General features: G+C 53.1%; 21 protein-coding genes and 5 pseudogenes. 19 read left to right on the top strand and 7 right to left on the bottom strand.

Annotated elements, in window-relative coordinates:
- The first annotated feature begins 82 nt into the window (after positions 1-82).
- The 10 genes and pseudogenes from ACQ86N_RS07175 to ACQ86N_RS07130 all read left to right on the top strand — a co-directional run bounded on the left by ACQ86N_RS07175 (position 83) and on the right by ACQ86N_RS07130 (position 7893).
- A complete protein-coding gene (locus tag ACQ86N_RS07175) occupies positions 83-439 on the top strand; it encodes a glutamate synthase-related protein (protein WP_431214577.1) in 357 nt (118 codons plus the stop codon).
- Positions 330-623: pseudogene (locus tag ACQ86N_RS07170) on the top strand (glutamate synthase-related protein); the annotation flags it as partial. The gene ACQ86N_RS07175 and the pseudogene ACQ86N_RS07170, both read left to right, overlap by 110 nt.
- Positions 624-843: 220 nt before the next feature.
- The gene (locus ACQ86N_RS07165; protein WP_431214576.1) at positions 844-1662 is read left to right on the top strand and encodes a hypothetical protein; all 819 of its coding nucleotides are present in this window, start codon (positions 844-846) and stop codon (positions 1660-1662) included.
- Between the two features lie 100 nt (positions 1663-1762).
- Positions 1763-1903 (top strand): hypothetical protein, encoded by a 141-nt coding sequence (locus ACQ86N_RS07160; protein WP_431214575.1) that lies wholly within the window; start codon positions 1763-1765, stop codon positions 1901-1903.
- Positions 1900-3264 carry a glutamate synthase subunit beta gene (locus ACQ86N_RS07155; protein WP_431214574.1) on the top strand — a complete coding sequence of 455 codons (1365 nt, stop codon included), beginning with the start codon at positions 1900-1902 and terminating at the stop codon, positions 3262-3264. Before ACQ86N_RS07160 ends, ACQ86N_RS07155 begins: the two co-directional genes overlap by 4 nt.
- A gap of 519 nt (positions 3265-3783) precedes the next feature.
- A pseudogene (locus tag ACQ86N_RS07150) lies at positions 3784-5043 on the top strand (outer membrane beta-barrel protein).
- Positions 4947-6410 (top strand): ammonium transporter, encoded by a 1464-nt coding sequence (locus tag ACQ86N_RS07145; protein WP_431214573.1) that lies wholly within the window; start codon positions 4947-4949, stop codon positions 6408-6410. Before ACQ86N_RS07150 ends, ACQ86N_RS07145 begins: the two are co-directional and overlap by 97 nt.
- 251 nt (positions 6411-6661) lie before the next feature.
- Positions 6662-6919, top strand: coding sequence for a Na+/H+ antiporter NhaA (locus ACQ86N_RS07140; RefSeq protein ID WP_431217303.1), 258 nt, complete (start codon positions 6662-6664; stop codon positions 6917-6919).
- A pseudogene (locus tag ACQ86N_RS07135) lies at positions 6825-7622 on the top strand (Na+/H+ antiporter NhaA); the annotation flags it as partial. The gene ACQ86N_RS07140 and the pseudogene ACQ86N_RS07135, both read left to right, overlap by 95 nt.
- A gap of 28 nt (positions 7623-7650) precedes the next feature.
- Entirely contained in the window at positions 7651-7893 is a 243-nt protein-coding gene (locus ACQ86N_RS07130) for a Na+/H+ antiporter NhaA (RefSeq protein ID WP_431214572.1), read from the top strand.
- 846 nt (positions 7894-8739) lie between these two features.
- Here ACQ86N_RS07130 and ACQ86N_RS07125 read toward each other — a convergent pair.
- From ACQ86N_RS07125 to ACQ86N_RS07115, 3 genes are read right to left on the bottom strand one after another with little or no spacing between them, the layout of a single operon-like run.
- Positions 8740-9078, bottom strand: coding sequence for a phosphoenolpyruvate carboxylase (locus ACQ86N_RS07125; protein WP_431214571.1), 339 nt, complete (start codon positions 9076-9078; stop codon positions 8740-8742).
- Positions 9079-9085: 7 nt separating this feature from the next.
- Complete coding sequence (locus tag ACQ86N_RS07120; RefSeq protein WP_431214570.1) at positions 9086-9604, bottom strand: phosphoenolpyruvate carboxylase; 519 nt, start codon at positions 9602-9604, stop codon at positions 9086-9088.
- On the bottom strand, positions 9568-11319 hold the full coding sequence (locus tag ACQ86N_RS07115; protein ID WP_431214569.1) for a phosphoenolpyruvate carboxylase: 1752 nt from the start codon (positions 11317-11319) through the stop codon (positions 9568-9570). The genes ACQ86N_RS07120 and ACQ86N_RS07115 overlap by 37 nt, the downstream gene beginning before the upstream one ends.
- Before the next feature lie 328 nt (positions 11320-11647).
- Between ACQ86N_RS07115 and ACQ86N_RS07110 the strand changes: the two genes are divergently transcribed.
- From ACQ86N_RS07110 to ACQ86N_RS07070, 9 genes and pseudogenes are all read left to right on the top strand, one after another.
- The gene (locus ACQ86N_RS07110) at positions 11648-12259 is read left to right on the top strand and encodes a hypothetical protein (RefSeq protein ID WP_431214568.1); all 612 of its coding nucleotides are present in this window, start codon (positions 11648-11650) and stop codon (positions 12257-12259) included.
- Positions 12174-12440: pseudogene (locus ACQ86N_RS07105) on the top strand (bifunctional aspartate kinase/homoserine dehydrogenase I); the annotation flags it as partial. The gene ACQ86N_RS07110 and the pseudogene ACQ86N_RS07105, both read left to right, overlap by 86 nt.
- Before the next feature lie 179 nt (positions 12441-12619).
- Positions 12620-13339 (top strand): annotated as a pseudogene (locus ACQ86N_RS07100) (ACT domain-containing protein); the annotation flags it as partial.
- Between the two features lie 85 nt (positions 13340-13424).
- The gene (locus ACQ86N_RS07095; protein ID WP_431217302.1) at positions 13425-14096 is read left to right on the top strand and encodes a hypothetical protein; all 672 of its coding nucleotides are present in this window, start codon (positions 13425-13427) and stop codon (positions 14094-14096) included.
- A 14-nt stretch (positions 14097-14110) separates the two neighbouring features.
- Positions 14111-15028, top strand: coding sequence for a homoserine kinase (locus tag ACQ86N_RS07090; RefSeq protein ID WP_431214567.1), 918 nt, complete (start codon positions 14111-14113; stop codon positions 15026-15028).
- 2 nt (positions 15029-15030) lie between these two features.
- The gene (locus ACQ86N_RS07085; RefSeq protein ID WP_431214566.1) at positions 15031-15582 is read left to right on the top strand and encodes a hypothetical protein; all 552 of its coding nucleotides are present in this window, start codon (positions 15031-15033) and stop codon (positions 15580-15582) included.
- A gap of 26 nt (positions 15583-15608) precedes the next feature.
- Entirely contained in the window at positions 15609-15941 is a 333-nt protein-coding gene (locus ACQ86N_RS07080; RefSeq protein WP_431214565.1) for a hypothetical protein, read from the top strand.
- Positions 15932-16330 (top strand): hypothetical protein, encoded by a 399-nt coding sequence (locus ACQ86N_RS07075; protein ID WP_431214564.1) that lies wholly within the window; start codon positions 15932-15934, stop codon positions 16328-16330. Before ACQ86N_RS07080 ends, ACQ86N_RS07075 begins: the two co-directional genes overlap by 10 nt.
- Before the next feature lie 32 nt (positions 16331-16362).
- Positions 16363-16926, top strand: coding sequence for an acyltransferase family protein (locus tag ACQ86N_RS07070; RefSeq protein WP_431214563.1), 564 nt, complete (start codon positions 16363-16365; stop codon positions 16924-16926).
- A gap of 552 nt (positions 16927-17478) precedes the next feature.
- Here the strand turns inward: ACQ86N_RS07070 and ACQ86N_RS07065 are convergent.
- From ACQ86N_RS07065 to ACQ86N_RS07050, 4 genes are all read right to left on the bottom strand, one after another.
- Entirely contained in the window at positions 17479-19050 is a 1572-nt protein-coding gene (locus tag ACQ86N_RS07065) for a DUF6770 family protein (RefSeq protein WP_431214562.1), read from the bottom strand.
- Positions 19051-19079: 29 nt separating this feature from the next.
- Entirely contained in the window at positions 19080-19313 is a 234-nt protein-coding gene (locus tag ACQ86N_RS07060; RefSeq protein ID WP_431214561.1) for a hypothetical protein, read from the bottom strand.
- Positions 19314-19422: 109 nt separating this feature from the next.
- Positions 19423-20439: a M48 family metalloprotease gene (locus tag ACQ86N_RS07055; protein ID WP_431214560.1), complete on the bottom strand. Its 1017-nt coding sequence runs from the start codon at positions 20437-20439 to the stop codon at positions 19423-19425.
- Positions 20440-20546: 107 nt separating this feature from the next.
- The gene (locus ACQ86N_RS07050) at positions 20547-21575 is read right to left on the bottom strand and encodes a hypothetical protein (RefSeq protein ID WP_431214559.1); all 1029 of its coding nucleotides are present in this window, start codon (positions 21573-21575) and stop codon (positions 20547-20549) included.
- Positions 21576-21587: the final 12 nt, after the last annotated feature.

Raw genomic sequence — 21587 nt, 5'->3', positions numbered from 1 at the left:
CAGATCAAAATGGCCCGAGGGCGCCAAGCCCGGCGAAGGCGGCCAGCTGCCCGGTCACAAAGTAGACGAATGGATCGGCAAGGTGCGCCACTCCACTCCCGGAGTAGGCCTGATCTCACCGCCTCCTCACCACGACATCTACTCCATCGAAGACCTTGCACAGCTGATCTTCGACCTCAAGAACTCCAACCGCGCCGCCCGCATCAGCGTCAAGCTCGTGTCCAAAGCAGGCGTAGGCACCATAGCAGCAGGCGTAGCAAAAGCTAAATCCGACGTGATCCTCATCGCAGGACACGACGGCGGCACGAGGCGCATCCCCTCTCAGCTCTATCCGCCACGCCGGCCTGCCGCAGGAACTCGGCCTCGCCGAATCCCACCAGACACTGGTAAAGAACAAGCTGCGCAGCCGCGTCGTCCTCCAGAGCAGACGGCCAGATGAAGACCGGCCGCGACATCGCCATCGCTACCCTGCTCGGCGCCGAAGAATGGGGCCGGCAACAACCGCCCTCGTCGTCGAAGGCTGCATCATGATGCGCAAATGCCACCTCAATACCTGCCCCGTCGGCGTAGCCACACAGGACCCCGAGCTGCGCAAACGCTTCACCGGTGACGCCGACCACGTCGTCAACTTCTTCAAGTTCATCACCCAGGAACTGAGAGAGATCATGGCCGAACTCGGCTTCCGCACCATCGACGAAATGGTCGGACAGGTCGACAGCCTGCAGATCAGGGAAAACGTCAGCCACTGGAAATACAGCAAGCTCGACCTCTCCCCCATCCTGTACAAAGAGCCGGCATCACTCTATACCGGCCTGCACAAAATGGAAGACCAGGACCACGGCATTGCAGACGTCCTCGACTGGAAATTGCTCGAAGCCGCCAAACCGGCCCTCCAGCACCAGCAGAAAGTCTTCGCATCTTTCAACATCAGGAACACCGACCGCACGGCAGGCACTATTCTGTCCAACGAGATCTCGAAAAAATACAAGGGCGCAGGTCTCCCGGAAGACACCCTCCAGCTTCAAATTCACCGGCACCGCCGGACAGAGCTTCGGCGCCTTCAACACGAAGGGTGTTACTCTCGAGCTCGAAGGCGACGCCAATGACTATTTTGGAAAAGGTCTATCCGGCGCACGCCTCATCGTCTACCCTGCTCAGAACGCAGGCTTCGTCCCCGAGGAGAACAGCATCATCGGCAACGTCGCCTTCTACGGCGCTACCTCCGGTGAATCCTTTATCCGCGGCAAAGCCGGCGAACGCTTCGCCGTCCGCAACTCCGGCGTCAGGGCGGTAGTGGAAGGAGTAGGCGACCACGGCTGCGAATACATGACAGGAGGAAGGATCGTCATACTCGGCGAAACCGGAAGGAACTTCGCCGCAGGTATGAGTGGCGGTATCGCCTACGTCTACGACGTCCGCGGCAAATTCGCATCCCGCTGCAACCGCGAGATGGTCGAGCTTGACCCCGTCGAAGAAGGCGATATCAGCGACCTCAAAGACATGATCCAGCGCCACTACGCCTATACCGGAAGCACCGTCGCGAAATTCGTACTGGACGACTTCGAGAACCAGCTGCAGCATTTCGTCAAGGTCTTCCCGACAGACTATAAAAGAGTATTACTGGAAAAATCCGGCCGTCCGCAGAGAACAACTCATAAGTAAAGAAATTGAGAACGCGGAGTAGGCTCTCATGTGTGACTCAGCCACTCCGTTGTTCTCTGCGGCCGCCATTTTCCAACCTCAAATTCTCAACATATCGATCATGGGTAAACCCACTGGATTTCTGGAATATACGCGCGAACTACCCTCCAAACGCCCCGTGCAGGAGAAGAACGACTATCGCGAGATTTGTGAACACCTGGTCCGGCCGAGGAACTCAATCACCAGGCAGCCCGCTGCATGAACTGCGGCATTCCCTTCTGCCACAGCGGCTGCCCTCTGGGCAACGTCATCCCCGAATTCAATGACGCCGTCTACCGCCAGCAATGGCAGGAAGCCTACGATATCCTCAGCTCTACCAATAACTTTCCCGAATTCACCGGCCGCATATGCCCCGCACCCTGCGAAAGCAGCTGCGTCCTCGGCATCAACCAGCCCCCGGTAGCCATCGAGGAAATAGAAAAACATATCATCGAAGTCGCCTTCGACAAAGGCTTCGTAAAACCCAACCACCCCGCCGTCCGCACCGGCAAAAAAGTCGCCATCGTCGGCTCCGGCCCCGCCGGACTCGCCGCGGCTGACCAGCTCAACGCCGCCGGACACAACGTCACCGTCTTCGAAAGAGACGACGAACCAGGCGGCCTGCTCCGCTACGGTATACCCGACTTCAAACTGGAAAAATGGGTCGTCGCCCGCCGCGTCCGCCTCATGGAAGAAGCCGGCATTACCTTCAAATGCAACTCCGAAGTAGGCGTCAACGTCGGCATCAACGACCTGCTCCGCGAATTCCACGCCATCGTACTGGCCGGAGGATCCACCATCCCCCGCGACCTGCCGATCCCCGGCCGCGAACTCAAAGGCGTCCATTTCGCAATGGACTTCCTCAAACAACAGAACAAACGCGTCTCCTCCCTCCCGGTACAGGGGGAGGAAATATGGGCCACCAATAAGAACGTCGTCGTCATCGGCGGCGGCGACACCGGCAGCGACTGCGTAGGCACATCGAACCGTCACAAGGCGATGTCCGTAACCCAGTTCGAACTCATGCCCAAACCCCCGCACGCCCGCACCGAACTCATGCCCTGGCCCACCTATCCCATGATCCTCAAGACCTCCTCTTCCCACGAAGAAGGCGCCGACAGACACTGGGCCATCGCCACAAAAGAATTCATCGGTGACGAAAAAGGCCACCTGAAAGCGCTCCGGACCGTCAAACTGGAATGGAAAATGACCGAGGACGGCCGCACCGCCAAATTCACCGAAGTACCCGGCAGCGAAGTCGAACTCCCCTGCGAACTCGCCCTCCTCGCCATGGGATTCGTCCACCCCCAGCACCAGGGCCTGCTCAAAGAACTCGACGTCGAACTCGACGAAAGAGGCAACGTCAAAGCAAGCGAAAAGAACTACGTGACCAATATCGCCAAAGTCTTCACGGCCGGCGATATGCGCCGCGGACAGTCCCTCGTCGTCTGGGCCATCAGCGAAGGCCGCGAATGCGCCCGCAAAGTCGACGAATACCTCGTTGGCTCCTCCTGCTCGAACGCAGAGACCAAAGCATCATCGCACTCTAAGGGTACCCCGGCCCCAAAGACCGGATCCCAATAAAATAGCCACACCGGGCCGCCTCCCAAAAGGCGGCCTTTCTTTTCCCAGTCACATATCCAACTTCCCCGACCCGCTTCCTCCTCCATCCCCGATCCAACATTTTGCCCCCCGTCCACACCTCCATTTCCGCCATTAACTAATACGTCCTTTTCACACATTAGTATTTCTGCGGTTAAATAAAAGCTAGATTTTCTGTATTATTTTTTAATAAAATTAATATTTGAAATACTATAAAAAACATATAAAACATTCTAAATAATTCTTTATTAATTCTTTATACGTGGTTAACAACGTTATTTTTATCATATTAATATTTGCGATATATAATTAATTATACCCTTCATTGGTCATTATTGACTATATTAGCATTACACACCATCACTTGTGATTTTTTTTAATGTGAAAATCCGTTAAGCCCTACATCCTCCGTTTCCATATTTATTTATTAACCAAAACATTTCTGCAAATGCTTAGGAAAATCTTTTTGTGCCTTATCGTTACCTGCTTCTCCCGCGTTACATGGGCCCAGGCTCCTGCCGATACAGCCAAAGCCGCCGCCCCGCTCCGCCCGCACTGTCCATCACCGGATCAGCCGACGTATACGGCCGCTACAATTTCAATAAAGAAGTCAACAATTACACCTCATTTACCGGCAGCCATGGCCAGGCGCGCATTGGAATGGCAACCCTCAAGCTCGAGCACAAGACGGCCAGGGTCGACCTGGTCGCCGACCTCGGATTCGGCCCCCGGGCCCAGGAATTCGCCTACAATGGTCAACGGCATAACCCAGGCGGTCAAACAGCTGTACCTAAGCTATACGGTCAATGAGCACCTGAAACTCACGGGAGGCACTCTGGGCCACCTCACATCGGCTACGAAGTAGTCGACGCCTATGCCAATCGCAACTACAGCATGTCCTACATGTTCACCAACGGCCCATTTACCCACACCGGCGCCAAAGCCGATATCACCGTCGGTAAGTCAGGCTTCATGATCGGCGTTTCCAACCCCACCGATTGGCGTAGTGTTCCCACTGGCTACACGGACAAAAAGAACCTGATCGCTCAGTATAGCTACGCCCCAAATGACAACATTAAGCTATACCTCAACTACGTCGGTGGCCGAGACACCGGCGACAACAAGGTCCACCAATACGACCTCGTTGGCACCGCCAAAATCAGCAGCCTGTTCAGCCTCGGCATCAACGGAACGGTCAACAAGTCCAGCAAATTCGCCGAAGACTACGCCATGAGCCATACATGGTGGGGTTCAGCCCTCTATCTCAACCTCGATCCCGCGTCCTGGTTTGGCATGACCCTCCGCGGCGAATACTTCAGCGACAAGGACCACGTAAAGATCGGCGCCGACAAGGTTTTCGCCACGACCCTTACCGCTCAGTTCAAGGTCAGACGGATTCATCTTTATGCCCGAATTCCGCTACGACAAGGCCAATATGGAAATATTCGGCAAGAGCGACGGCACGGGTACAAAAGGCACCGCCAGTTTCCTGATCGCTGCAGTGTATTCATTCTAATCTATACAACACCGCCTAAACTAATTCTTCATCAAAAACAACTGAACAATGGGAGTAAAACAAAAGAGCAGGTTCAAAATTCGTTCATTCTTTTTTGCGATGGCCGCGCTTGGCCTGATGCTTGCCACTTTGGCGCCCCCTCGCATCCATGGCGCAGGATCCCACCGGAGCCCAGACCGGCACCATCAAAGACCTCGGAACCGACACACTCGCCGCCACCAAAGACTCCGCCCTCAACAAGGTGATCTCCACTGTTAACACCATCGGCAACGCCGACGGCCATAACAAGATCGCGACCAACATCATGTGGACCCTGATCGCAGGTTTCCTGGTCATGTTCATGCAGGCCGGCTTCGCTCTGGTGGAGACTGGTTTCACGCAGAAAAAGAACGTAGCCCATACCATGGGCATGAACTTTCTCGTTTACGGCCTCGGTATGTTTGGCTTCTGGGTCTGCGGCTTTGCCTTCATGTTCGGAGGCGGACTGAACGCAGCTACTTTGGGGGGAGCGCCCGGTGTCATACCTCACGAATATGCCGTACATATGTTCGGCCACGACTTCAATATAATCGGCACCGTGGGCTTCTTCCTGAACAGCAAGGTTTATGACGTAGGCGTCTTTACCCTGTTCCTCTTCCAAATGGTTTTTATGGATACCACAGCAACCATCCCTACAGGCTCTATGGCAGAAAGATGGTCGTTTAAGTCGTTCATCATCTTCGGGCTATTTATCTCCATGTTCGTCTACCCGCTCTATGGCAACTGGGTATGGGGCGGCGGCTGGCTCGCTACTCTCGGAACCCAATTTCACCTGGGACACGGTCATGTCGACTTCGCCGGCTCTTCCGTTGTCCATATGGTCGGCGGCGTGGCCGCACTCGCAGGCGCCATCGTTATCGGTCCCCGCATCGGCAAATACGGAAAGGACGGCACTGTCAACACAATCCCCGGCCACAACATTCCCATGGCTATCCTGGGTACTTTCATTCTCGCCTTCGGTTGGTTCGGCTTTAACCCGGGCTCAACTCTGGCAGGCCAGGACTATCGCATCGCTGTAGTTGCAGTCAATACAATGATGGCAGGAACTGCTGGTACGCTCGCAGCGCTTCTCTACATGTATGCAAAACGCCAGAAACCCGATCCCGGAATGCTCTGTAATGGACTCCTTGCCGGCCTGGTGGCCATCACCGCACCCTGTGCCTTCGTCAACTCCATCGGATCCGTCATCATTGGAGGAGTCGCAGGGATTCTCGTCATAGTCGTTTACAACTTCGTCGATCGCAAACTAAAGATCGATGATCCCGTAGGAGCCTTCGCAGTTCATGGCGCCAATGGAGCATGGGGAGTCCTCTCCCTGGGCCTTTTCGCTGACGGGTCTTACGGCGATGGATGGAACGGAGTCTCAGGTACAGTCAAAGGCCTTTTTTACGGAGATGCCAGCCAGTTCGTTGCCCAGTTAATCGGAACGGTAACCTGCGCCGCCTTTGTATTCCCCGTCATGTATTTCTTCTTTAAGCTCTCCAACAAGATCACCCCGATCCGGGTCAGGGCAGAAGACGAGATCGCAGGCCTCGACATCCCAGAAATGGGTGTACACGGCTATGTAGACTAGTTTGATATAATTTGCGCGAAATAAAATGGGGACGTTAAGTCCCCATTTTATTTTCCTTTCCAGCAGCATGAATGACAATAGTTTATTATCCTTTTAATTTTATATTATATAATTTTATATGTTAATTTTCAATACTTAAAATGGCGGTTATGTAAAATATATTCGCAAGAATTCATTAATTTTAATATAAGAGCATAAATAATATCACATAGATATTTTTATAATTTAAATCTTCCCAGTATGGCAATCGCATCAACGACCAGTCCACTCCGCCACCGGATCATGACTCCCTCCGCGATTTTATCAACGACAGCCGCTCTACTGGCATCCTTCTCATCGGCTGCACCCTCGTCTCTTTATTTATATCCAATTCAGGCGGCTCCTGGTATACCAGCGGATGGAAAGCAGAATCTCATACTTTGGCGTCCGGCCATCTTCCTTCCTCTCCGTTGGAATGGATCAACAACTTCCTTATGGCTTTTTCTTCCTGCTTGCAGGCCTGGAAATAAAAAGACAATTGGTCAACGGCGAACTGGCCACATTCAAAAAGCCGTGCTTCCCTTCGGCGCAGCGCTCGGCGGTATGCTCATGCCCGCCCTCATTTACACCGCCTTTAACTTGTATACCCCTCACGCGCACGGGTGGGGTATACCAACTGCTACAGATATCGCCTTTTCTATCGGCATCGCCTCACTGCTAGGTAAACGATTTTCCGTCGGCGCCAAAATATTGCTCATGGCACTGGCCATTATAGATGATCTTGGCGCTATCGTTGTCGTCGCCTTCTTTTATGGAGGCCATGTTAGCGCACTCTGGCTGTCCATTGCCGGAATATTATATATTCTCCTCCTTACCTGCAATTACCGTAAACTCGCCTTCGGCGCTCTGCAGATATTGCTGGGAGCAGGCCTCTGGTACGCCATGCTCCGCTCAGGCGTCGAAGCAAGCATCACAGGGGTGCTCTTTGCTTTCTCCACGCCCGTAAAAGATTTGGCTCTCATAGAAAAATATATTCATAAACCGGTCAACTTTTTCATTCTTCCTCTTTTTGCGCTGGCCAACACGGCCATTCATATACCCGGAAATTTCATGGAAGCACTTGGCACCACCGTAAGCCTGGGAGTCCTGCTCGGTCTGGTGATCGGCAAGCCGGTAGGCATTTTCATCGTCAGCCGCGTAATGGTCGCTACAAAGATCGCTCACCTGCCCTCCAACACGAGGTTGGAAACAGATCTTCGGCATGGGAACCCTTGCAGGCATTGGTTTCACCATGTCCATTTTTACCACCATGCTGGCCTTCTCCGAAGAAGTCTACCGGGACATCGCGAGGATCGCCATACTGCTGGCTGTCGTCGTTTCCGTCATCGTCAGCCTCATCTACTTCCGTATAGTCAATGGAAAATTCGCCGTTCCGGCACAACTCGGCTCTACCCAGTTGGAACCACCATCTCAGGTTCCGCAACCAGGTATTAATGCTGCATAATACCCGCATCCATATAACGCACTGAGAGAGGCCTGCTTCACGCAGGCTTCTTTTTGAATTTTTCCACCTCAGGGAGCGTTTTAGCTTTCAGACCAACCGCAAAAAATCCAATAAAAATTTTTTAAATATATTAAATAAATTAAACATATAAAATTTTCCTTTTTTCTCCTCTAAATTTTCCTGATCATTGATTTAATATTTGAAGATTCCATTTCCTGGTCCTCCTGTCTCGCTCATTCTCCAAAAAAAACATCAGTTGTCCCACCTTGCATCCTTTGAACCTCTTGCCAGTACAGCGCTTCATGACATGCATCACCAATTGCAGTCATGTACTTCGAACAATATTCCACCTACCTTTACGTCATAATAGAAATTCTTATTAAAATTCAAAAATATGCATCAGGAACTCTAACACCGCCTCCTCATATGCAAGGAACTATGTTCATCTACCTAAATCGTTTTATATATGAGACTTTATTACAGGACGCCGAAGTTGAAACTGAAACCCATTCATTTGTTATATGCATTTTATATCCTGATTGCTACAATAGCACTTATCTGGCGCATATATCTACAGAAATAAAAACGATGTTAATTAAAGAAAAGAACACCTAAAGTCGCTCCATTTTATTGACCCCTGCCTGGATTATCGTAGAATTCCCTACCTCCATAAGAAATCTCTTTATTGGTCACCAATGCTGAGACCAGGCATATCTTCGTCATCACCAGAATATTCGATCCCATTATCCGACCTGTACCAGATCTACATCCGTCAGATCCTACGCTCCAACTAAAAAAGGGCCGCGCTTATGCGCGGCCCCAATAAATTCGGTACATCCTGAAACCCTAAGCCGAATTTCTCGCTGCATTGATAATCCCAAAACTACTCCTCATAATCAACTTCTCATACACCTCCTTCATCGGCTTATTACCGCCAGTCTTCTCCAGCTCCTGGAATTTCGTCAGCGCGTACTGCTGTATCGTACTCAACGGCAGTACGATCCGCTCCCTCATCTGTATCGACAGCTGCTCCACCGGATAGTCCGCCATCAATTCGGTCTTCCCCGACAGCTTGAAGATATATTTCTTCGTCAGCTCGAACTCATCATAGATCAGCGTCCACAGTTCCCCATACACCGGATGACGCGAAAAATGCTCGGTCAGCGGAAAGAAACACTTTTTCATCGCCATCTCACAGTTGTCCAGCAGCGTCTTGAAAAAGGGCGAATTGTCGTATAGCTGCTTCTACCGCCTTCCACTTCCCCTGCTTGTCCAGCGTCTGCAACGCCTTCCCTACACCGTAATAGCCCGTAACATTCTGCTTCAGCTGCGACCAGGAGCCTACAAACGGGATCGCCCGCAGATCCTTCAGCTCCAGCCTGCCGGAACTCTTCCGCTTCGTGGGCCGGCTGGCGATATTCGTCTCGTTATAGAACCGCAGGGGACTCACCTCATTCAGATAAGGCAGGAAATAGGGATGCTCCTTCAGCGCGATATAGGCGCTATAGCTTTCTTCCGCCAGCGCCTGCAGCAGCGCCTCCTCCCCTTCCTGAAGCGTCTCTTCCTTGGCCGAGAAAAGATCGTTCGAGATCCCCGCATTCAGTAGCTGCTCGATATTGAACTGAGCCGTATCGATCGTCCCGAAATTCGAGCTCACCGTCTGACCCTGTATCGTCAGCTGTATCTGCTTGTTCGCGATATTCTTGCCCATCGACGCATAAAATCTGTGGGTCTTGCCTCCCCTCTCGCAGGAGGACCGCCCCGCCCGTCAAAGAACACCACGTCCACATCGTATTTTCTCGATATCCGCGTCAGCTCTTCCTTCGCCTTATAGATCGCCCAGTTGGCCATCAGATAGCCACCGTCCTTTGTGCCGTCCGAAAAACCCAGCATGATCGTCTGCACATCCCCCCTCTTCTTCAAATGCTTCCTGTAAGAGGGATTCTCATACAGCTCCTGCATGACGGACGCCGCAGCCTTCAGATCGTCCACCGTCTCGAACAACGGTACGATATCTACAGTCAGGGAATCCTTACTGAACCCTCCCAGCAACAGCAAACCCATTACCTCCAGCACATTCAGCGCGCTGCTGCACTGGCTGATGATATAGCGGCAGCAGCCATTCTCCCCGTTGAGCTCCTGGATGGTCCGCATCGCGGCCACACTCTCGATCGTATCCCGGATCAGCGCGTCTTCATACAACTTCGGCTGAGCTTTCCCCTTCAGCGCAGGCAACAGTTCTACCTTTTCGGCAACAGACAACGCATCATAGTCCGAAGGCAACAGCTTCTCATTCGCCGCGATAGCCCTGAGGACGTTCCCATGCACGCTGCTGTCCTGACGGATATCCAGGGTCGCAAAATGCAGCCCGAAGATCATCACCTTCCCGATCAGATTGTCCACCTTGTCGACGAACAGACCGTTGTGCTGGTAGATAATGATCTCCTTTATCTGGTTCAGCACGGCCAGTATCTCCTCCTTCGAAATATCCGTCCGCTGATTGGGAACGAATATATTATTGTACAGTTTCTGCTCAAGATCGGCCAGCAGCACGTCGACTCCCTTAAAGGTCAGTCTGCGCTTGAGCCGGCGCACATCGAAATAATAGCAGCGGATAATGGCCCCCCGCAAAGCCTCAGCAACCCGCAGCGTCGTTTCGGACTTGACGAACGGATTGCCGTCCCTGTCTCCGCCGGGCCAGAAACCCATCTTGATCACCGGATTCTCGTTGCTCAGCGCATGCGGGAATTGCTCACGCAGCGCGGAAATGATGCGCCCGCTCGCCTGGTAAAATACGTTCTCCAGATACCAGATCAGACTTACAGCCTCATCATAAGGCGTCGGCTTCTGCTTCTTCAGGAAGGGCGTCTTGCCCAGCTGCTGCAGATAAAGATTGATCTCCGACGCATTGTTTTCTATCACCGCCCTGGACAGATCATTGATGATCCCCAGCACCGGACCGGGATAGAACTGGGTGGGATGCGCAGTCAGCACCATCAGCACCGAATAGTCCTTTAACTTCTCCTCGAGCTCTTCTTCCTTCCCCGTCCTCGCTACCTCCGACAGCAGGTTCTTCATCGTCCCCGACCCGCCCATATCGTTCACATGCCGGAACGCCGCATCCTCCAGCGCATCGAACAGGACGATCTGCCGCTCCACATATTGAACAAATCGGAAGAGGACATCCACTTTCTCCCTCTCGCCGCCCGCCGCCGTATATTTCTTAAAGAACTCTTCCAGTATCTGCTCCGGACTCTGCTTCTTTAGATATCCTTCTTCACAAATGGTCAGCAAAAGGGACAACATGATCCCCGTCTTCTCTATCCGGTGAAACGGCAGAGAAGTAAAAAGACTGTTGTATAATTGAAACTTGATACCGACCAGGTTCTTGAATTGCTGCAACCCCTGGGATGGTTGATAGTTCATAACCGTAATTTAAAACTGTTCAAAGAATACACCTAAAGCGCAGTAGTCCTTCAATGGAGGCCCGAAATTACTTTATTTTGCCTAAAGAAACCGCCATTTTTTGTTTTACCATTCATTTCTCTTATCTTGCATTCAGATTCAAAAGGTGATAAAGAGAACACACGATACAACCCTCTTCTCCGGTGCAACCACGACGGCTGCACAATTTACAACAATTATCACCTCCACTACAACCCGTTAAGGGTTGTACAATTCCATATTACCTCCTGGGCTCCTCTAGCTACCGTTTTCAAAACACATAATACAGCATCTATAAACGAAATAGATTATGCAAGTTCTCAAATTCGGCGGTTCCTCCGTAGCAAATGCCGACAATATCAATAGAGTAATCGAACTGGTCAAACAGGCAACCGCCAACGACCGAACCATCCTCGTAGTCTCCGCACTCGGCGGCATCACTGACATGCTGATCCAGGCCGGACAGGCAGCCGCTTCAGGCGACGAATCCTACAAGGAAAAGGTACAGGACATCGAACGCCGCCACCTCGATACAGTAAAAGCCCTCCTTCCCATTACCCGCCAGAGCAGCGCCCTCAGCCTCGTAAAGACCCGCTGCAACGAAATAGAAGACATCTGCAGCGGCATCTTCCTGCTCGGTGAGCTTTCCGCCCGCACCCAGGACAAGATCGTCAGCTACGGCGAACTGCTCTCGTCCCTGATCATCGACGCCCGCCTAACCTCACTCGAAGTCCCCCACCAGTGGAAGGACTCGCGCGACCTCATCCGCACCGACTCCCGCTTCGGCCACGCCGCGAGTGGACTTTGTCACCACGAACCGCCGGATCTTCGAATACATGAAAGACGAAGCGACTACCCGGCTGTTCGTCCTTCCCGGCTTCGTCGCCTCCGACGAAAAAGGCATCACCACCACCCTCGGTAGGGGAGGCTCGGACTATACCGCCGCGATCCTCGCCGCCGCAGTCGACGCAAGAGTCCTCGAGATCTGGACCGACGTATCCGGCATGATGACGGCCGACCCGCGCCTGGTCTCCAATGTAAAACTCATCCCTCATATCTCCTACCAGGAGGCCATGGAGCTGTCCCATTTTGGAGCAAAAGTCATCTACCCGCCCACCATCCAGCCGGTCATGAAAAAGAATATTCCCGTCTGGATCAAGAATACATTCGCCCCCGAAGATCCGGGCACGGTCATCGCCCCGGAAGCCGCCCACAACGGCAGCAGCATCCGCGGCATCACCAGCATAGGAAAAATCTCCTCCTCAGCCTCGAAGGCAGCGGCATGGTCGGCATACCCGGCTTCTCCCGGCGTCTATTTGAAGCCCTGTCCGACCAGCAGATCAACGTTATCCTCATCACCCAGTGGCTCGTCCGAGCACTCCATTTGTGTCGGCGTCGACGAGTCCAACGCCGCAGCCGCCGGGGCCGCCGTCGACCGCGCCTTTACCTCCGAGATCAACGCCGGAACGGTCGACCCCTCATCATAGAGACCGGCCTCTCCATCATCGCCCTCGTAGGCGAACACATGAAGAGCCACCCCGGCGTCAGCGGCAAAATGTTCGGCGCACTCGGCCGCAACGGCGTCAACGTCCGTGCCATCGCCCAGGGCTCCTCGGAAAGGAATATCTCCGCCGTGATCGCCTCCGAAGACGTGAGGAAGGCCATCAACGTCCTCCACGAAGAATTCTTCGAGACCTCCTACAGACAGCTCAACCTCTTCGTCACCGGCACCGGCAACGTAGGCCGCCGCCTCCTCGACCAGCTGCAGCAGCAACAGTCCTTTCTCGAACAACAACTGCGCATCCATGTGAGGGTCATCGGTCTGGCCAACAGCCGCAAAATGGTATTTAACAACAGCGGCATCGACCTCCGCAACTGGAAAGAACAGTTGGACAATGGTCAGCCGATGCAGCTCGATAAATGGATAAATGGTATCACCTCCCTTAACCTCCGCAATACGGTGTTCGCCGACGTCACCGCCAACGAAGAGGTAGCCCAGGTCTATGACGCCCTTCTTCAGAAAAGCATCTCCGTCGTAGCCTGCAATAAAATAGCCCTGCTCCTCCCCCTACGTCAACTACCGCCGCCTGAAGGATCTGGCCCGCGAATACAACGCCCGGTTCCTCTTCGAGACCAACGTCGGCGCCGGCCTCCCCGTCATTGGCACCCTCAACGACCTGCTGCGCAGCGGCGACAAGGTCCGCCGTATCGAGGCCGTACTCAGCGGTACGCTCAACTACGTCTTCAACAACTACACCGGCGAACGCCCCTTCTCCCTCGTAGTCCGCCAGGCACAGGCAGAAGGATATACGGAACCCGACCCCCGCCTCGACCTCAGCGGCATGGACGTCATGCGCAAGATCATGATACTCGCCCGCGAATCCGGAGAAAAGATCGAGATGGAAGACATTACCAACAACTCCTTCCTCCCCGCATCCTGTATGCAGGGCAGCGTCGAGGACTTCTATGAGGCGATGATGAAGGAAGAGGAGCACTTTAAAAAGCTCTTTTTCGCCGCGGAAAAAGAAGGCAAAAAACTGAAGTTTGTAGCCCGCTACGACAACGGAAAAGCCTCCGTTGGCCTGCACCATATAGGCCCCGACCACGACCTCTACCACCTGTATGGAAAGGACAACGTCGTCCTCTTCTATACCGACCGCTACTCCGAACAGCCCCTCGTCATCAAGGGCGCCGGAGCCGGCGCAGAGGTCACCGCATCCGGTGTATTTGCAGACATCCTCCGAATCATCAATTCATAACATCCCATAGATACATGAAACAGGTCACAGTACAATGTCCCGCCACCGTAGCCAATCTCGTCTGTGGATTCGATATCCTTGGGATGGCCCTCGATAAGCCCTACGACCTCATGGAGGTCCGCCTCCTCGACCAGCCCGGCATCGTCATCACCAGCAGGGACGGATTCCAACTGCCCGCCGACCCCGCCCAGAACACCGCCGGAGCCCCGCTGATCGCCATGCTCGAAGAGATCGGTGAACCCATCGGCTTCGAAGTCATCATCAACAAGCAGATAAAACCCGGCAGCGGAGTCGGCAGCAGCGCAGCCAGCGCCGCGGGCGCAATAGTCGCCGCCAATCACCTGCTCGGCAACCGCTTCTCCAAAGAAGACCTCGTCCGCTTCGCCCTCTTCGGCGAAAAAGTGGCGTCCGGCGTCAAACACGCCGACAACGTCGCCCCCTGCATCTATGGCGGCATCACCCTTATCCGCAGCATCTTCCCCCTCGACATCGTATCCATCCCCGCGCCACCCCTGCACGTCACCGTTGTACACCCGCAGATCGAGGTCCGCACCTCCGACGCCCGGCAGATCCTTCGCAAACAGGTGTTGCTCAAGGACGCTATCCGGCAGTGGGGAAATATCGCCGGCCTCGTCGCCGGCTTTATGAAGGAAGACTACGACCTCATCGGCCGCTCGCTGGAAGACGTTATCATCGAACCCGTCCGCAGCATGCTCATACCCGGCTTCGACGAAATAAAAACAAAATGCAAGTCGGCAGGCGCTCTCGGCGGCGGCATCTCGGGCTCGGGTCCCTCCATCTTCATGCTCAGCAAAGACCAAAGCACGGCCGTACAGCTCGAAACGATCATGCACGATGTCTATTCCCGCATCGGCCTCGACCACCACACCTACGTGACCACCATCAATCAACAGGGAGTAAAACCGATATAACAATGATCTACTATAGCCTCAGCAATCCATCCGACAAAGTCAGCTTCAAAGAAGCCACCATCCGCGGGCAGGCCCCCGACCGGGGTCTCTATTTCCCCGAAAATATCCCCACCTCTTCCCGATCTTTTTTCGACAACATCCAGGAGCTTTCGCACGAAGAGATCGCCGAACAGGTTATCCGTCCCTTCACCGGTGATACCCTCCCCGACACCGAATTGCAGCGCATCGTAGCCGAAACGATCAACTTCGACTTCCCGCTGGTACCCGTCACAGACAGCACCTGGTCGCTCGAACTTTTTCACGGCCCTACCCTCGCCTTTAAAGACGTGGGTGCCCGGTTCATGAGCCGCTGCCCGGGCTATTTCGTCAGGGGTAACGACAAATCCGTGACCGTCCTCGTGGCCACATCCGGCGATACCGGCGGCGCCGTCGCCAGCGGCTTCTACGGCGTGGAAGGCGTGGAGGTCGTCATCCTCTACCCCTCAGGAAAAGTCAGCAGCGTACAGGAACTACAACTGACCACCCTCGGAAAGAATATAAAGGCGCTCGAGTAGAAGGCAGCTTCGACGACTGCCAGCAGATGGTAAAGGACGCCTTCGCCGACCCGGCACTGCAGCAGCAGTTATTCCTCACCTCCGCCAACTCTATCAACGTCGCCCGCTGGCTGCCCCAGCAATTCTACTATTTCTTCGCCTGGCAGCAATGGGCCGACAAAAACCATCCGCCGGTAATAAGCGTACCCAGCGGCAACTTCGGCAACATATGCGCGGGCCTCATGGCCTGGCGCGCAGGTCTCCCCGTTCAGCACTTCATCGCCGCCTGCAACGCCAACGACACCATCCTCTCTTCCTCGCCACGGGCCAATACCGCTCGAAACTCGCGCGCCCAACACTTTCCAATGCAATGGACGTAGCCAACCCCAGCAATTTCGTCCGCATACTGGAACTTTTCGGCCAGCAGCTGCCCCAGCTCAAACAGACACTCAGTGCATGTAGCATATCCGACGCCGAGACAGTCGCGACAATAAAAGACCTGAACACGAACCACCACTACCTGCCCGATCCCCACGGAGCCGTCGGCTATCTCGCTCTGAAGAACTATCTCGACTGGCACCCGGGCGAAAAAGGCATCTTCCTCGAGACAGCGCATCCCGTAAAATTCTACGATACCGTCGAAAAGGTCACCGGCGAAAAGATCGCACTTCCACCCGCCATCGCACCGTTACTGAAAAAGGAAAAACATAGCAAAAAAATATCGCCGCGCTATGAAGAGTTGAAGGATTTCCTGCTATCTTACAAATAGCATTTTATTCCTCATACTATTTATTCTTTCCTGTGCAAACCGGCGCTTCCGTCAATCGCTTCGCCGGCCTGGACCACCTCCGGGCCCCGGCCATCATCCTCGTCTTTATCTATCACTATGGTATCTTTGGCCACCCGGACGGGCTAAGCTTCATCGGCAGCTTCGGCTGGACTGGAGTGGACCTTTTCTTCGTCCTCAGCGGCTTCCTGATTGGCGGCCAGCTCTTCGCCAAAATGGCCAGACAGGAAAATATCTCCTATGGGGAATTTTATTTCAAACGGTTTTTGCGCATCGTCCCCGCCTACCTCTTCATACTCGCCCTCTACCTCCTGTTTCCGGGTTTTAAGGAACGCAGCGAGCTGCCCCCCACCTGGAAATTCCTCACCTTTACACAGAACTTCGGGCTGGACATCATCCACCAGGGAGCCTTCTCCCACGCCTGGTCACTCTGCATCGAAGAACAGTTCTACCTCGTCCTCCCGCTTTTCATCATCGGCTTCGTCAGTAGGAAAGCCAGCCAAAAGGCCGTCTGGCTTATTCCCATCGTATTCGTCTTCGGCCTCGCCGTCCGCCTGGCCGCTGGTACCTCCTGGTAGAACCTAGCCCGAGCTTCGGCCTGGCTTACTATCGATATATCTACTATCCTACCTATACCCGCCTCGACGGCCTGCTCGCCGGCGTAGCCCTGGCCGCCCTCTACCACTTCCGCCCCGGCATGCTGGCAAAAAGCCACCCGCTACGGCAACCCGCTGCTACTGACCAGCCTGCTCCTCCTCATCGGACTTTGGCTGACCGATCACAACGGTTACCAGTACAAGTTCTCCGGCGCCGTTTTCGGCTTTCCCCTGATATCCGTCGCCTACGGCCTCGCCGTCCTCGGCGCCCTTAGCCCCAGCAGCCTGCTCTACCGCTATTCATCACGCGCCATGCGCCTCATCGCCACCCTCTCCTATTCGATCTACCTCACCCATAAACAACTGATCCACCTCACCCATCTCGTCCTCGAAAAATACGGCATCGGCAAGGACAGCTACACCGCCTTCTGGGCCGCCGTCATCACCTCCTTCCTCGGTGGCTGGCTCCTCCACCTCCTCATCGAAAAACCCTTCCTCCGCCTCCGCGACCGCTTCCTCGCCCGCCGCAAAGGGCTATCCCAGCTTCTCCAGCCTCAGCTCAAGACGTTTATCCTTCTTAAAATACTCTATGATCATGATCGTCCCTGCCTTACCAGGCAAGACCCGCAGCGAAGTCGCTTTCGATTTCAATTCGATCTTATCCGAAATGAACTTCTTACCGTTGTACCGGATACTGTTGAACGTTTGTCCCTTATAATCCGAACTCCTCACCCAGTCGCTATAACATACCGCAAAATTTGAATTGTCGTCTTCCCCGGTAGTAAATTCATAATCAAACGCGCCCATCGCCTTTAAATCTACCGCCAGACCATGCTGGCTATTTATATCGGACATACTGCCTGCGACCGCCGTATTGTTCGTTTTATCGTAAACGGTCGCATTCTGCACTTTAAAATGGTCGTCGAACTCCATAATTACCAGATCCGTGATAACAATCTTCGTGACGCCGTTATAGTGCCCCATCAGCGTTGTCGCAATCCCCAGCGCACTGGCTTCCCGTTTGTATCCTTCCCCTACTATAAAAGTCCGTTGATCCGGGGTCCGGATCACCTTATGGATATACAGGTAACCTATCCCATCGATCTTTCCTTTCGCATTATTAATCGGCAGAAATTTGCTGAAATCCCCCGCCCAGGAATTAAGGGTCTTGCTCACTATTTGTCCCGTTGTCGTAATTTCACAAACCTCAAGCCCCTTACTGGCATCCTTCAACGGATTGTTTTCCTTTTCAAAATAAGGCCCGATCGCCATAAGGTTGTGGGTTCCCTCGATAGCAACGATATTGGTCGGAGCGAACGGATTCTTCTCATCATCGCTTTTGATATCGAACTGCTTTTTACGGGTCACAAAATTGATTCCCACTATGTGGGAGGTCGCATCGTTGCCGAACATGTTGTTGGCCCTGAATACCTGCAGGACAACCAGGCTGTCCGTACAGCCCAGGTATTCGGCGTAGCTGAATTTGCCCTGGTCGTCGGCAGGCAGATAGCTCCACTGCTTCTTTGACTGCGAAGAATAAATATCCACCTGATAAGTCCTTGCTTTTCCATCTTTCAGCGGTGTGACCGACACATATCCCCTCTCGCCGATATCGAATACCAGCCTGTTGCCTCCAGCCTCTCCGTGCACCCCCAGGCCAAACTGTTTTATCATTTCCTCGCTGCGCTTATCCAGTTCATTGCTATAAGTGTATTTTAGCTTGCCGCTGAAATCATACACTTTCAGATCAAGCGTCTTGCCCTCCTCATTTCTGAATAAAAATGCAATGGTCGAGCCGTTATACGCTGCCTCCAGCAGGCTGATGTCCTTGCTATCGTCAAACTTTATACTCTTTATCCTGTTCAGGTTCTCATCCAGTATCTGGAGGGTATACTCGTTGGTCGTCTTGTCGATCTTATCACTCTGATATAGAAAGAAATAACCCTTGACCTGTCCCTTTTCCATGATCGGACCACTACTCTGTAAATAAGCGGTATATACTTTGTCGATACTCAGCTTGCCTTGCGCAAAAAGGGCAGTCACAGGTAAACATAGTAATATCAGGAGCGGAAATAACCGGCATCGTCTTGGATTTAGGGTGTACATGGGGGTATTTTTAAAATGGATGAATGAAATTATTGTTGAAGTTGCCGTTCACTTTGCTCATATGATTCCCTAAACAGCGCATAGCCCCGGCATTGTGCTTGTCGCGAGCTAAGGAAATAATAGCTGATCGAAGCCATATCTTCCATATAGAGGTTCTGGATCCACTGCAGCAGCACATTGTAATTCCTGGGATAGTAGGGGGAGGGCAGGTCAGTTACCCGGCTCAGCAAATGTCCTTTCCTCGCCACGAAAAACTCATTCATTACCCTTCCCGTATGCGCAATCGCGTAAACGTCCGCGGGACGCTCCTTTAACAGTTCCAGACATAAAAAAGGCTTTCCGAACAGGCATGACTCTGATACGCATATTCGATCAGCTCGTACCGGAAAAGATCCTGCAACTGTCCCATTTCCCTGCTTTTTTGTCCATTCCGGCCCCATTCCCATTCGGAGCTAACCAACCCTGCAATCTTTTAATACGGTCCTTACACGAAGGATGCGTCTTCAGCGAATCGGTCAGGACCATGCTGACCGTTTCTACCTGTCCTCCCATAAACCCGGTTTCCTTATGCAGCCATTTCTTTTTGAATGGATAGTCCTTCGAGTTGAATAGAGCGGGCAAAAAGGATTCTATATCGAAATTATCCTCGTCGATACTATCCAGCAGGGCCAGTGTGCTAAGCGCAACCCGGGCGTCATACGCAGTATGTCTCATCAACTCCACTCCGACCGAATCGGCCTCGGATTCATGGTAACGGCTATGCCGGCGATCATCAAAAACAAGGCCCTTCATCACTTGTTCCAGCTGTTCATTCCTCTGATAAGTTGTTTTCTTCAGCCTCCGCAATTCGTCCTGCACAGCAACCGAATTCAGCGTTTCCACGTATTGCGCAATGCTTTTTTCCGGGTGCTGCAACACACAATGCGCAACTTCATGACACAATATGAACACGGCTTGTCCTTCGTCGGACAGCCGGCAAAAAAGACCCATATTGAATAGGATGATCCCCTCTCCGATATAGCTGGCATTGGGAATCCAGGACCTCGAAAAATAGCACCGGATGGAATAGGTCCGCAAGTTTGGATTGGCTTTGACGATCCCTTCCAGCAAAGAGTCCAGGTAGGCCTGGGCTGGCCCCGGGGTATACACTTCCTGTTTGTCGAATCGCTCCTTGATGGACTTCCAGCGGTCGGCATAGATTTGCCTGTAATCCCTTCGGTACTGCAAAGGCAGTTTCGACTCCTCCTGCTCGTATATCTTAAAGTAGTTGTCGCTCAGACGGGAAAGTAAAACAGAATCTTCTCTCTCAGGAACAAAGGCTTTGTTCTGGGCATTGCTGAATAGACAAATAGAAAGTGTCAATGCAAGGAGAGACGCTTGGTATGGCACACGGTTAGGATTGGATGCAAATATAACAAAAAAACCACCCCGCTCCCGGGGTGGCTTTGCGTATTTATTCATCAGTTAGCGGAGCCAATTTTAACCGCACCGACGGCTTAATCAAACTTCAGATCCAATCCCAACCCCCTCAACTCATGCACAAGTACGTTGAAGGACTCAGGAATACCCGCCCTCGGAATATTATCACCTTTCACGATCGACTCATAGGTCTTCGCACGGCCGATAATATCATCCGACTTCAGCGTCAGCAGTTCCTGCAGGATATTCGATGCGCCGTAGGCTTCCAGTGCCCAAACCTCCATTTCACCAAAACGCTGGCCACCGAACTGGGCTTTACCACCCAGCGGCTGTTGCGTGATAAGACTGTACGGTCCGATGCTACGGGCGTGCATCTTATCGTCAACCATGTGGTGCAGTTTGATGATATAGATGATCCCCACCGTGGCCTTCTGGTCGAACCGCTCTCCTGTCTCACCATCATAAAGATGGGTATGACCAAAGCTCGGCAACCCGGCCCTCTGGATATGGTCAGCGATCTCTTCGACAGTAGCACCGTCAAAGATAGGCGTTGCAAATTTGACACCGAGCTTCTCACCGGCCCAGCCCAGAACCGTTTCATAGATCTGACCCAGGTTCATACGGGAAGGTACACCCAGCGGGTTCAGAACTACGTCTACAGGTGTTCCGTCAGCGAGGAACGGCATGTCTTCTGCACGCACGATCTTCGCAACGATACCTTTATTACCGTGCCGTCCGGCCATCTTATCACCCACCTTCAGCTTACGCTTGACGGCGAGATACACCTTGGCCAGCTTCAGTACCCCTGCCGGCAACTCATCACCGATCGAGATATTGAACTTCTCACGCTTGTAGCGGCCCAGCTCTTCATTATACTTGATGCTGTAGTTGTGCAACAAAATATTGATCGATTCGTCGGTCTTTGCGTCGCCCGTCCAGCCCAGCGGATTCACATTCAGGTAGTCGATACCGGCCAGGTTCTTGGAGGTGAACTTCGCACCCTTGCCGATCTGAACTTCACCGAAGTTGTTGTTGACACCGGCAGAGACATGCTCCTTCAGCAGCACTGTCAGCTTGCTCAGCAGGATCTCCATCAGGTCGGACACGTTCTTCTCGTG

This window comes from Puia sp. P3 (assembly GCF_050632245.1).
Lineage (GTDB): Bacteria > Bacteroidota > Bacteroidia > Chitinophagales > Chitinophagaceae > Puia.
This window is presented reverse-complemented; position numbering and strand designations above follow the sequence as displayed.

What these genes read in the sequence shown, in the direction of transcription:
- ACQ86N_RS07160 (WP_431214575.1), top strand. Translation starts at nt 1,763, where the DNA reads ATGGGTAAACCCACTGGATTTCTGGAATATACGCGCGAACTACCCTCC.
- ACQ86N_RS07155 (WP_431214574.1), top strand. Translation starts at nt 1,900, where the DNA reads ATGAACTGCGGCATTCCCTTCTGCCACAGCGGCTGCCCTCTGGGCAAC.
- ACQ86N_RS07145 (WP_431214573.1), top strand. Translation starts at nt 4,947, where the DNA reads ATGGCGCAGGATCCCACCGGAGCCCAGACCGGCACCATCAAAGACCTC.
- ACQ86N_RS07130 (WP_431214572.1), top strand. Translation starts at nt 7,651, where the DNA reads ATGGGAACCCTTGCAGGCATTGGTTTCACCATGTCCATTTTTACCACC.
- ACQ86N_RS07125 (WP_431214571.1), bottom strand. Translation starts at nt 9,078, where the DNA reads ATGAAAAAGTGTTTCTTTCCGCTGACCGAGCATTTTTCGCGTCATCCG.
- ACQ86N_RS07120 (WP_431214570.1), bottom strand. Translation starts at nt 9,604, where the DNA reads ATGGGCAAGAATATCGCGAACAAGCAGATACAGCTGACGATACAGGGT.
- ACQ86N_RS07115 (WP_431214569.1), bottom strand. Translation starts at nt 11,319, where the DNA reads ATGAACTATCAACCATCCCAGGGGTTGCAGCAATTCAAGAACCTGGTC.
- ACQ86N_RS07110 (WP_431214568.1), top strand. Translation starts at nt 11,648, where the DNA reads ATGCAAGTTCTCAAATTCGGCGGTTCCTCCGTAGCAAATGCCGACAAT.
- ACQ86N_RS07090 (WP_431214567.1), top strand. Translation starts at nt 14,111, where the DNA reads ATGAAACAGGTCACAGTACAATGTCCCGCCACCGTAGCCAATCTCGTC.
- ACQ86N_RS07085 (WP_431214566.1), top strand. Translation starts at nt 15,031, where the DNA reads ATGATCTACTATAGCCTCAGCAATCCATCCGACAAAGTCAGCTTCAAA.
- ACQ86N_RS07080 (WP_431214565.1), top strand. Translation starts at nt 15,609, where the DNA reads ATGGTAAAGGACGCCTTCGCCGACCCGGCACTGCAGCAGCAGTTATTC.
- ACQ86N_RS07075 (WP_431214564.1), top strand. Translation starts at nt 15,932, where the DNA reads ATGGACGTAGCCAACCCCAGCAATTTCGTCCGCATACTGGAACTTTTC.
- ACQ86N_RS07065 (WP_431214562.1), bottom strand. Translation starts at nt 19,050, where the DNA reads ATGTACACCCTAAATCCAAGACGATGCCGGTTATTTCCGCTCCTGATA.
- ACQ86N_RS07060 (WP_431214561.1), bottom strand. Translation starts at nt 19,313, where the DNA reads ATGAATGAGTTTTTCGTGGCGAGGAAAGGACATTTGCTGAGCCGGGTA.